The sequence below is a fragment of the Tardiphaga sp. genome, assembly GCF_025356345.1.
GTDB lineage: Bacteria > Pseudomonadota > Alphaproteobacteria > Rhizobiales > Xanthobacteraceae > Tardiphaga.
In genome coordinates, this window is sequence record NZ_JANXTC010000357.1 from 1 (window position 1) to 10226 (window position 10226).

The 10226-nt window shown below is 63.5% G+C and carries 11 protein-coding genes and 1 tRNA gene; 5 read left to right on the forward strand and 7 right to left on the reverse strand.

Annotated features, from left to right (window positions below; genetic code table 11):
• Positions 1–39: 39 nt before the first annotated feature.
• From Q0S16_RS21445 to Q0S16_RS21460, 4 genes are read right to left on the reverse strand one after another with little or no spacing between them, the layout of a single operon-like run.
• Positions 40–1101 (reverse strand): ABC transporter ATP-binding protein, encoded by a 1062-nt coding sequence (locus Q0S16_RS21445; protein ID WP_295852798.1) that lies wholly within the window; start codon positions 1099–1101, stop codon positions 40–42.
• Entirely contained in the window at positions 1098–1883 is a 786-nt protein-coding gene (locus Q0S16_RS21450) for an ABC transporter permease subunit (protein WP_295852801.1), read from the reverse strand. The genes Q0S16_RS21445 and Q0S16_RS21450 overlap by 4 nt, the downstream gene beginning before the upstream one ends.
• Before the next feature lie 4 nt (positions 1884–1887).
• Positions 1888–2703: an ABC transporter permease gene (locus tag Q0S16_RS21455; RefSeq protein ID WP_295852803.1), complete on the reverse strand. Its 816-nt coding sequence runs from the start codon at positions 2701–2703 to the stop codon at positions 1888–1890.
• 56 nt (positions 2704–2759) lie between these two features.
• Positions 2760–3764, reverse strand: a complete 1005-nt coding sequence (locus tag Q0S16_RS21460; protein WP_295852805.1) for an ABC transporter substrate-binding protein — start codon at positions 3762–3764, stop codon at positions 2760–2762.
• A gap of 329 nt (positions 3765–4093) precedes the next feature.
• On the opposite strand from Q0S16_RS21460, the gene Q0S16_RS21465 reads away from it, so the two are divergent.
• The 5 genes from Q0S16_RS21465 (at position 4094) to Q0S16_RS21485 (ending at position 8734) form a co-directional block, all read left to right on the forward strand.
• The gene (locus Q0S16_RS21465) at positions 4094–5317 is read left to right on the forward strand and encodes an ABC transporter substrate-binding protein (protein WP_295852808.1); all 1224 of its coding nucleotides are present in this window, start codon (positions 4094–4096) and stop codon (positions 5315–5317) included.
• Between the two features lie 197 nt (positions 5318–5514).
• A complete protein-coding gene (locus tag Q0S16_RS21470; protein WP_295852811.1) occupies positions 5515–6369 on the forward strand; it encodes a branched-chain amino acid ABC transporter permease in 855 nt (284 codons plus the stop codon).
• Between the two features lies 1 nt (position 6370).
• Complete coding sequence (locus tag Q0S16_RS21475) at positions 6371–7300, forward strand: branched-chain amino acid ABC transporter permease (protein WP_295852816.1); 930 nt, start codon at positions 6371–6373, stop codon at positions 7298–7300.
• Complete coding sequence (locus Q0S16_RS21480; RefSeq protein ID WP_295852820.1) at positions 7297–8040, forward strand: ABC transporter ATP-binding protein; 744 nt, start codon at positions 7297–7299, stop codon at positions 8038–8040. The genes Q0S16_RS21475 and Q0S16_RS21480 overlap by 4 nt, the downstream gene beginning before the upstream one ends.
• Positions 8027–8734 carry an ABC transporter ATP-binding protein gene (locus Q0S16_RS21485; protein WP_295852823.1) on the forward strand — a complete coding sequence of 236 codons (708 nt, stop codon included), beginning with the start codon at positions 8027–8029 and terminating at the stop codon, positions 8732–8734. The genes Q0S16_RS21480 and Q0S16_RS21485 overlap by 14 nt, the downstream gene beginning before the upstream one ends.
• Before the next feature lie 87 nt (positions 8735–8821).
• Here Q0S16_RS21485 and Q0S16_RS21490 read toward each other — a convergent pair.
• From Q0S16_RS21490 to Q0S16_RS21500, 3 genes are all read right to left on the reverse strand, one after another.
• Positions 8822–8898 (reverse strand) — tRNA-Pro (locus Q0S16_RS21490).
• A gap of 62 nt (positions 8899–8960) precedes the next feature.
• Entirely contained in the window at positions 8961–9383 is a 423-nt protein-coding gene (locus Q0S16_RS21495) for a DUF192 domain-containing protein (RefSeq protein WP_295852828.1), read from the reverse strand.
• Positions 9384–9583: 200 nt separating this feature from the next.
• Positions 9584–10204 carry a cold-shock protein gene (locus Q0S16_RS21500; protein ID WP_295852832.1) on the reverse strand — a complete coding sequence of 207 codons (621 nt, stop codon included), beginning with the start codon at positions 10202–10204 and terminating at the stop codon, positions 9584–9586.
• Positions 10205–10226: the final 22 nt, after the last annotated feature.

Here is a 10226-nt window from a genome sequence, read left to right on the forward strand (position 1 = left end):
CGTCGCAAGTGCTCCTCGCAATGACGGCCATCGGCGGCATCAATTTTCCTTGGGCAGCAGGCGAATCGCCTCTGGCGCGATCGCCAGTCCGATACGATCACCGATTCCCGCGACGATTGTGTTGGGGGCATCGATCACCAGCGGTCCGTGGGAAGCGCCGGTAACGATCATGCGCTGCTTGTCGCCAATAAAACTGACGCTGTCGATGGTCCCCTGCAGCGGCGTTTCGCCCGGTCGGACGATGCGGATTGTTTCCGGCCGGATCATGGCCACGGCCGAAGGTGTGCCAGGCGGATCCCGTAGCGCCAGCGTGCCGCCGGACAGCACCATCTGCCCCGCCACCACTGGCCCTTCGACGATATTCGCAGCGCCCACGAACTCCGCGACAAAGCGACTCCGCGGCGTGAAATAGACCTCGCGCGGCGTGCCGATCTGGGCGATGGCGCCCTTGCGCATCACCACGATGCGGTCGCCGAGCTCCATGGCTTCTGCCTGGTCGTGGGTGACGTAGATAGTGGTGATGCCGAGCGAGCGTAGCAGTCGGTTCAACTCGCCGCGCAGCCGGTCGCGCAACGAGGCATCCAGCGCGGTCAGCGGCTCGTCGAGCAGCAGCACGCGCGGCCGGATCGCGACGGCGCGCGCCAGCGCCACGCGCTGGCGCTGGCCGCCGGAGAGCTGGTCGATGCGACGGTTTTCGAGCCCGCCGATATTGGTCAACGCCACCATCTCGGCAACCCGCGCCGCGCGGGCCTTGGCATCGACGCCGCGGATCTTCAGCCCGTAGCCGATATTGTCGGCGACGCTCATATTCGGAAACAGCGCGTAGGACTGGAACACCATGCCGACATTGCGCGCCTCGATCGGCACCGATGTCATATCGTTGGCGTCAAACAGGATTCGGCCACCAGCGTCGGGCTGCTCGAGACCGGCGATGATCCGCAGCATGGTGGTCTTGCCGCATCCCGAGGGCCCGAGCAGCACCAATGTCTCGCCGCTGATGATGTCGAGGCTGGCCGGCGCCAGCGCCTGGGTACCATCCGCGAATGTCTTGGCGCAGCGCTCAACCCGCACGGCGGCGCCGTGTCCTGCCATCGCGGTCATTTCTTGTGGCCCTCATCGGCGAACATCTGCATTGCCACCAGCAGCGGGACAATCATGACAAAGAATATCAGAGTATAGGCGGAGGCCACTTCCAGCCGCATCGAGGCGTAGGCGTCGGCGAGGCCGACCGGCAAGGTCTTGGTCAGCGGCGTGTGCAGCATCCAGGTCAGGTTGAATTCGCCCAGCGACAAAGTCACCACCATCAAGGACCCCGCCAGAATGCCTGGCATCGCATTGGGCACGATGACAGTGCGGAACCGCCGCCAAGGCGACGCGCCGAGCGACGCCGCGCCTTCGTCGAGGGTCTTGATATCGATACTGCCGAACACCGCCATCACCGAGCGCACCATGAACGGCATGGTGAAGATGACGTGGCCGGTGAGAATGAAGACCCAGGAGCGGCGAAAACCGCCAAAGCCGCCATAGGTCAGCAGCAGCGCCAGCGCGATGGCAAGGCCGGGGATCGCCAGTGGCAACGTGATGATTTCCTCGATGACCCGCGACAGCCGCCCGCCGCGCACATGCAGCGCATAGGCGGCGGGGACGCCCACCACCAGCGTGACCGCCAGCGTCGCCAGCGCGATCACGAAGGACAGCCAGATTTCGCCGGCATAGAGATCCCAGACCTGGATCACCCATCGCAGGGTGACGCCGGACGAGATGCCGCGAAAATAATTGACGGTGACGCCGGCCGATAGCGACAGGATCACCGGCACCACCAGGAAGGCGGCCACCAGCAGCGTGAAGCCGAGCTGGCTGAGAAAGATCAGACGGTCGCGCATCATGCTATCCCGCCGCCGCGACGGCGCCGCCGCTGAACGAACGCGCCAGCGCGAGGATCGCCCAGGCGATCACGCCGAGCCCGATCGACAGCGCCGCCGAGATCGAGAAATTCGCAGCCAGCGTGAACTCGGTATAGATCAGCATCGGCAGCACATCGATATTGGTCGCCAGCGTGAACGCGGTGCCGAACGCGCCCATGGCGGTGGCAAACGCGATGGCGCCGGAGGCAACGAAGGCCGGCCCCAGCGCCGGCAGCACCACGTCGCGCTGCACTGCCCAGGGGCTGGCGCCGAGCGAGCGCGCGGCCTCCTCGAGCCCGACATCGAGTTTTTGAACCGCTGCCATGATGGTCAGGATCACGCGCGGGATCGAGAAATACAGATAGCCCAGGAACAGGCCGAAGATCGAATAGGCAAATACGATCTTCTCTCCGCTCACCGCGTTCGAGATCGCGCCGATCAGACCCTGCCGGCCGGCCAGCAGGATGATCAGAAAGCCGACCACCACACCGGGAAACGCCAGCGGAAAGGTCAGCATCGCAATCAGCACGGCCCGGCCCGGAAAGCGATGGCGCTGCAGGAACAGCCCGGCGATGGTGGCGATCATCAGCGTGGCGATGGTCGTCGCCGCCGCCAGCACCACGGTGTTGATCAGCGTGGCGCGGTAGCGCGGCTCGGTGACGATCGCGAGGTAGGCGCTGACCCCGCGCGGGCCCTCGGCACCGACCACCACGAGCTGTGCCATCGGCAGCAGAAAGAAGGCGGAGGTCACCACCACCAGCGGCAGCAGGCACAGCCAGACAAAGGATTTATGCGACATGGAAAACAGGCGCCCCGTTCACGGGGCGCCCTACTACGTTCACGGACATCAGAGCATCAACGGACTTCGGCGAGATAGCGGTCCGTAAAGCCCTTCTGGGCCAGCTCCATCTTGCCCCAGTCGACGCTCTTGGCGCGGGCATATTCTGAGTCGGGCAAGAACTTGGCCTTCACCGCTTCCGGCAGCTCGATCTTGCGGGCCGGTCGCAGATAGGCGTTGGTCCAGATCGCCTGGCCCTTGTCGGACAACAGATAGTCCAAGACCTTCTTGGCCTTGTCCTTGTCGGGCGCATTCTTCACGAGGCCGACGACATAGGGAAACACCACGGAGCCCTCGCAGGGAATCACGAATTCGAAATTGCCCTTCTCCGAATATTTGGCGCGGTAGGCGTTGAAATCATAGTCGAACAGGATCGGCATTTCGCCGGATACGACACGGGCGTAAGACGTCTGCTTCGGCACGATCGGATCGTTTTTCTTCAGCTCCTTGAAGAATTTCAGGCCCGGCTCGAAATTGTCGGCGGAGCCACCCAGCGCGAGATTGACGGCGACCGCGCCGACATAGCCAACCGCGGCCGAGGACGGATCGAGATAGCCGACCATGCCCTTGTAGGCCGGCTTCAGCAGATCAGCCCAGCATTTCGGCACCGGCGCGTTGCCCAGCGCATCCTTGTTGACGAAGAAGCCCAGCGTGCCGGAATGGATGGTGGTCCAGTAGCCGTCGGGATCCTTGAGCCCGGCATCGACCTGGTCCCAGCCGGCCGGCTTGTAGGGCTCCAGCGCATCCTGCGCCTTTGCCTTCATGCCGAAGGTGACGCCGAAATAGCCGATGTCGCCGACCGGATTGGCCTTCTCGGCGATGATCTGCGCCAGCGCCTGGCCGGAATTCTTGTTGTCGTGCGGCATCTCGATGTTGAGGTCGGTCTTGATCGCCTTCACCATGCTGGCCCAGTCGGCCCATTCCGGCGGACAATTGTAGCAGATCACATCGGCGGCTTTGGCCGGCGAAACCGCCGCCAGCACGACGGCCGAAAGTGCAAAAACGAAAGCGCGCAACTTCATGTAGCAGTCCCCAAAAACAAAAGGTCTTGCAGTGCAGCGAACCATGGTCGCCCACCTGCTGCGGCAGGAGCTACAGGCCAGACATGACAGATTGACGACACCCGACAACTCGTTGATCGGCGACAATTATCGCGTGTGTCTTGGCTGCGGAGCATGCCAGCCGCGGGTCCGTCGCAGCGCAACAACGCTGCAAGTTCTGCTACCACCCGCGGCCGCGACGGAGACCGGCAAGCCGCCGATCCTTCTTGACTTGGTCTGACCGAGCCATGCAGTCTGCGGGAACAAATCAAGCATCGGACAATGATCCAGATGTATCAGGGAGAAGCGTCATGAACTCTTTTTTGAGGCCGCTTTCGGCCGCGAGTATGATCGTTGCCGGCGCCCTTGCGATCACCGCGCCGGCAATCGCCCAGCAGGCCCCGATCAAGATCGGCATTCCGACCGCGATCCAGTTGCAGGTCGGTCGCGACACTCAGAACGCCGCCAAGCTCGCCGCCGAGGAGATCAACGCCAAGGGCGGCGTGCTCGGCCGCAAGCTGGAAATCGTCGTCGCCGACGAGACTGAGAACCCCGAACAGGGCATAGCTGCGATCAAAAAACTGACAGCCGATGAAAAAGTCAACGTGCTGATCGGCGGTTACACCTCGGGCGTCACGTTGGCGCAGCTGCCGCATATCTCCAGCGCCAAGACCATCTATATCGGGGTCGGCGCGGCGTCGCCGTCGATCACTGCCAAGGTGAAGACCGACTACGACAATTACAAATACATCTTTCGCGCGTTCCCGATCAACGCCGCGCATCAGGCCCGCGCGCTGGTCGACTTCATCAACGGCAAGCTGAAGGGCGAGATGAAGCTGACCAAGATCGCCATCGTCGGCGAGAACGCCAAATGGGTACAGGACCTGGTCCCGATCCTGAAGAAGGGCGCCATCGACGGCGGCACCGAGGTCAAGCTGGCCGAATTCTTCGACACCTCGACCTCTGATTTCTCGCCACTGTTCGCCAAGGTGAAGGACAGCGGCGCGCAATATCTGATCGTGGTGCTGTCGCATGCGTCGTCCGACATCTTCGTCAAGCAATGGCATGACGCGCAGGTGCCGATCCCGATCGGCGGCATCGACGTCAAGAGCCAGGACGCCGACTTCTTCACCCGCGTCAGCGGCAAGGCCAATGCGGAGACCGTCGGCATGTTCGCGATCCGGGCGGCGCTGACGCCGAAGACGATTCCGTTCTGGGACGAGTTCGTGAAGCGGTTCGGCACCGCGCCGGTCTATACCGGCATCGGCGCCTATGACGCGGTCTATGTCTATGCCGACGCGGTGAAGCGGGCCAATTCCATCGAGCCCGACGCCGTGATCAAGGAGCTGGAAAAGACCGATCACGTCGGCATCGCCGGCAAGATGATGTTCGACGAACTGCACGACGTGAAGACGGGACCGGGAATGCAGAACCTGCTGTTCGTGCAATGGCAGAAGAACGGCGAGCGCGTCGTGGTGTGGCCGAAGGAAGCCGCCACCGGCCCGATGATCGCCCCGCCCTGGATGAGCAACTAGGCGCCGTTGGTACGAAGCCAAAGACGTCCTTGCGGGGAGCAACTTGTCCGCCGTCGCGCGAAGAGCGAAGGCGGAAGCGACGCGGCAATCCAGAACGCCACGCAATCGGCAAAGGCTGGATTGCTTCGTCGCCAAGGGGCTTCTCGCAATGACGGCGCCATCGAGTTGCGCCATTCCCATATCAACAGCGGGACTTCATGCTTCAGATCCTGATCTACGGCGCGGTGTCGAGCGCCATCTATGCGATGCTCGCGGTCGGCTTCACGTTGATCTTCGGGGTGGCCCGCATCCTCAACCTCGCCCATGGCTCGTTTTATGCGCTCGGTGCCTATGCGGCCTATGTCCTGACCGCGGTCCTGCATTTCCCGCTGTTCCTGGCGGCGCCGCTGGCGGTGCTGCTGGTGGCCGGCTTCGGCGTGCTGATGGAGCGCTTCCTGGTGCGGCCGCTGCGACAATCGCAGCTCGCGGTGCTGATGATCACCCTGGCGGTGTCGTTGGCGGTCGAGCAGACGCTGTTTCTGGTGTTCGGGTCGGAATACCGCAACGTGCCCTCCTTCGTCGCCGACAAGCTGTCGATCGGCGGCGTCGATATCGGCGGGCAGCGGCTGCTGGCGCTGGTCGCCGGCGTGCTGGTGCTGCTGACGCTGTGGCTGTTCATCCAGCGCACACGGCTTGGCGCCGCCATCCTCGCGGTGTCGCAGGACCCCGAGGCGGCGCAATATATGGGCATCCCGACCAACCGCATCTATTCGATCGTGATCGCGATCTCCGCCGGCACCGCGGCGCTGGCCGGCGTGCTGGTATCGCCATTCCTCACGGTGCAGCCGACCATGGGGCTGCTGCCGATGGTCAAGGCCTTTGCCATTGTCATTGTCGGCGGGCTCGGTTCGATTCCCGGCAGCATCATCGCGTCGCTGATCCTCGGCTATTCCGAGACCATCGTCGCCTATCTGATCTCGAGTTCATGGACCGAACTGGTGTCTCTGGTGGCGGTGGTGATCACCCTGATGATCCGGCCATCCGGCATCCTCGGCCGACGGGCGGCATTCTGACATGCGCAGCATTTCCAAGATCGACCTCGCCGGCGCCGTCCTCGTGGTCGGCATCCTCGCGCTGGCGCCGGTGCTGGTGGCCAGCAACTACCTGACAGGCGTGTTGACGGTGTGCGTGATCTACGGCATCTGGGCCTCGAGCTGGGACTTCATGTCCGGCCTCACCGGCCGCGAGAATTTCGGCCATTCGCTGTTCATCGGCGCCGGCGCCTACACTGCGGGATTCCTCGCCACCATCTGGTCGGCCAGCCCGTGGCTGAGCCTGCCGCTGGCGATCGGCATCGCGGTGGTGTTCAGCGTGCTGGTGGGGTTCCCGACACTGCGGCTGCGCGGGCCGTATTTCGCGCTGGCAATGCTGTCGGCCTCGGCGATCCTGCAGCGGCTGTGCCTGATCTTCTGGGAGTATACTGGTGGCGAGGAAGGGCTGTACGGCCTCGATCCGCTGATCAAGTCGCCGCTGCATTATTACTGGTTCGTGCTCGGCGTCTTGGTCGTCACCGTGATCATTCTCACGCTGCTGGCGCAGTCGCACTGGGGACTGCTGCTGCGCGCCATCCGCGGCGACGAGGCGACCTGCCAGGCCGCCGGCATCAACGTCACCTTCTACAAGATCGCCTCGCTGATGATCTCGGCGGGCTTTGCCGGGCTCGGCGGCGCGCTCTATGCGCATTACCAGTTGCAGGTGTCACCGCCGCTGTTCTCGGTGGTGGTCTCGATCACCGTGATCATCATGGTCTATGTCGGCGGCATCGGTTCGATCTATGGCGCGGCGATCGCCGCGATCCTGCTGACGCTGCTGACCGAGATGCTGCGCGGCTTCGGCGAATACCGGCTGTGGATCTACACCCTGACCCTGATGCTGATCCTGTTCTTCCTGCCGAACGGCTTGATCGCGCCGTTGTGGCGCCGCATGACGGAGCGCCTGCGATGACCGTGCTGCTCGAAGTCGACGGCGTCACCAAGCGGTTCGGCGGCCTCACCGCCGTCAAGAGCGCGACCTTCACGCTGCGGAAGGGCGAGCTGACCGGCATCCTTGGCCCCAATGGCGCCGGCAAGACCACCTTGTTCAACATCCTCACCGGCTTCATGCCGGCGACCTCCGGCACCATCGCCTTCAACGGCGAACCGTTGCGGCAACTGGCGCCCTACAAGATCGTCAACCGCGGCATGGCCCGCACCTTCCAGCTGACCCGGCCGTTCGTCGGCATGAACCTGCTGGAGAACGTGCTGGTCGCCTGCCTGTCGCCACGGGCACATCAGGACCGGGACAAGGAGGCGCGCGCGCGGCAATTGCTCGAGCAGGTGGGCCTCGGCGGCCGCGGCGCCGAGGCGGTGGAGACGCTGCCCTATGGCGATCTGCGACGGCTGGAGATCGCACGCGCGCTGGCGACGCGGCCGGACCTGCTGCTGCTCGACGAGCCATTCGCAGGCCTCGGCAGCAGCGAGATCGAACCGCTGGCGCAACTGATCCGCCGGCTGCACCGCGAGGAGAACCTGACCATTCTGCTGATCGAGCACAAGCTGCGCGAATTCATGGCGCTGGTGTCCCGCGTCATCGCGATGAATTTCGGCGAGATCATCGCGGTCGGGCCGCCCGACGAGATCGTCCGCGATCCCAAGGTGATCGAGGCCTATATCGGCAAGACGGAAGCTGAACATGCCCCTGCTTGAAATCGCCGATCTCAAGGTCAGCTATGGCAAGGCGCTGGCGATCGAATCGGTCTCGATCAGGGTCGAGAAAGGCGAGCTGGTCGGTGTGCTCGGCCCCAATGGCGCCGGCAAGACCACGCTGCTGAAGGCGATCTCGCGTTCGATCGCCTCCACCGGCACGCTCGAATTCAAGGGCCAATCGCTGCACGCCATCGAGCCTTACAACGTCGTGGCGCGCGGCATCTGCCACTGCCCCGAGGGCCGCAAGCTGTTCGCCGAATTGTCGGTACTGAAGAATTTGCAGCTCGGCGCCTATCTGCGCAAGAACAGTGCCGAGATCGACGGCGACCTGGAGCGCGTGTTCACGCTGTTCCCGATGCTGCGCGAGCGGCAATGGCAGCAATCCAGCACGCTGTCCGGCGGCGAGCAGCAGATGGTGGCGATCGGCCGGGCGCTGATGGGCCGCCCCGAACTATTGCTGCTCGACGAGCCCTCGGTCGGCATCGCGCCAAGGCTGAAAGGGCTGATCTTCGATTCGATCCAGCAGATCCGCAAGGACGGCACCGCGATCCTGATCGTCGAGCAGGACGCCACCTCGACCCTGCGCATCGCCGACCGCGTCTATGTGCTGGAGCATGGCCGCACCATCCGCGAAGGCAAATCCGCCGATCTCGCGGGCGACGAATATATCCGGCAGGTCTATCTCGGGGTGTAGGGTCGTTCACCGCGCATGGCAGAGGCTACCCCGCCTTGCGACGTTCACCGTGAAATTCACATAAATGCAGGAGCATCAATGGGTTGATGGTCGGGGCACTAGGATTCGAACCTAGGACCTGCGGTACCCAAAACCGCCGCGCTACCAGGCTGCGCTATACCCCGACGATCAGGTGTCGATACACACTTAATGGTCGGTCAGCAAGGCGTCTGAACGCCCTGAACCATCAACGCTTGCCGAACAGTGGATGGGCGATGCGGTCGCCGGGAGCGATGCCGTATTTGCGAGCGGTGCCGGCGATCACTTCCAGCACGCCCTTGGCCGGGCCGCCGGAGGAAATGATTCGGGTCGATTGCGGCTCGGTGTTCTCGGCGATCCGCAGCACCCGGCCATCGGCGCCGATAAAGATCATGTCAAGCGAGATGAAGGTGTTCTTCATCCACATCGAGACCGGCTGTTCCGGCGTGAAGTCGAACAACATGCCGCGACCATCCGCCAGTTCCTTGCGGTACATCAGGCCGGTGGCGCGCTCTTCATCGGTCTTGGCCAGTTCGACCGAAAATACCTGGACGCCCGACTTGGTGACGATTTCTAGCGGCTGCAACTCGGCGGCGTGGCCGACCACGCTGAAGCACAGGACAGCCAGCATAGCGGCAACCGCCAGCAACGACGCCGGCTGACAAAGGCGGCGAGTGATATCAGAGACATTCATGAACGGCATTCCACGCGAAACCCGGACCGACGCGCCGGGCGCACGACCCTACCCCGACGATCATGGCCAATACCAGTGCTACCGCGCGCACAGCGGCGTGATACCAGCCCGATCGCGTTGCGCCAGGCCGTACGGGCTCAGTGCGAGGACAACCCGGGACTGCCGGCTTCCGGCTGGATCTCGGCGGCCATCATGCCCTTGGAGCCAGGCCCGAAACGCACCAGCACATATTGCCCGGGACGTAGTTCGGTCATGCCGAAGCGGCGCAGAGTTTCCATATGCACGAAGATATCGGGCGTGCCCTCGCCGCAGCTCAGGAAGCCGAAGCCGCGCAGCCGGTTGAACCATTTCACCTGCGCACGTTCCAGGCCACTGGTCGGCGTGACGCTGACATGGGTGCGCGGCGGCAGCATCTGCGCCGGATGGATCGCGGTGGACTCATCCATCGAGACAACCCGGAATGCCTGATAACCTTTCGCGCGCTGCACGCATTCGACGATCAGGCGGGCGCCTTCATAGGCGGTCTGATAGCCGTCGCGACGCAGCACCGTGACGTGCAGCAGCACGTCGGCCGCTCCATTATCGGGGATGATGAAACCATATCCCTTGGACGCATCGAACCATTTGATCACGCCGCTGATTTCAACCAGATCAGCGGCGGAGCTTTCTCCCAGACCCGCAAAAGGGTCCATCACTTCACGCTCGGCGCTGGAAAATTCAGCGGATGCCGACCGTGCCGACCCGGTATTAACCGGTATCGAACCTTCTAACCGTTTGGAC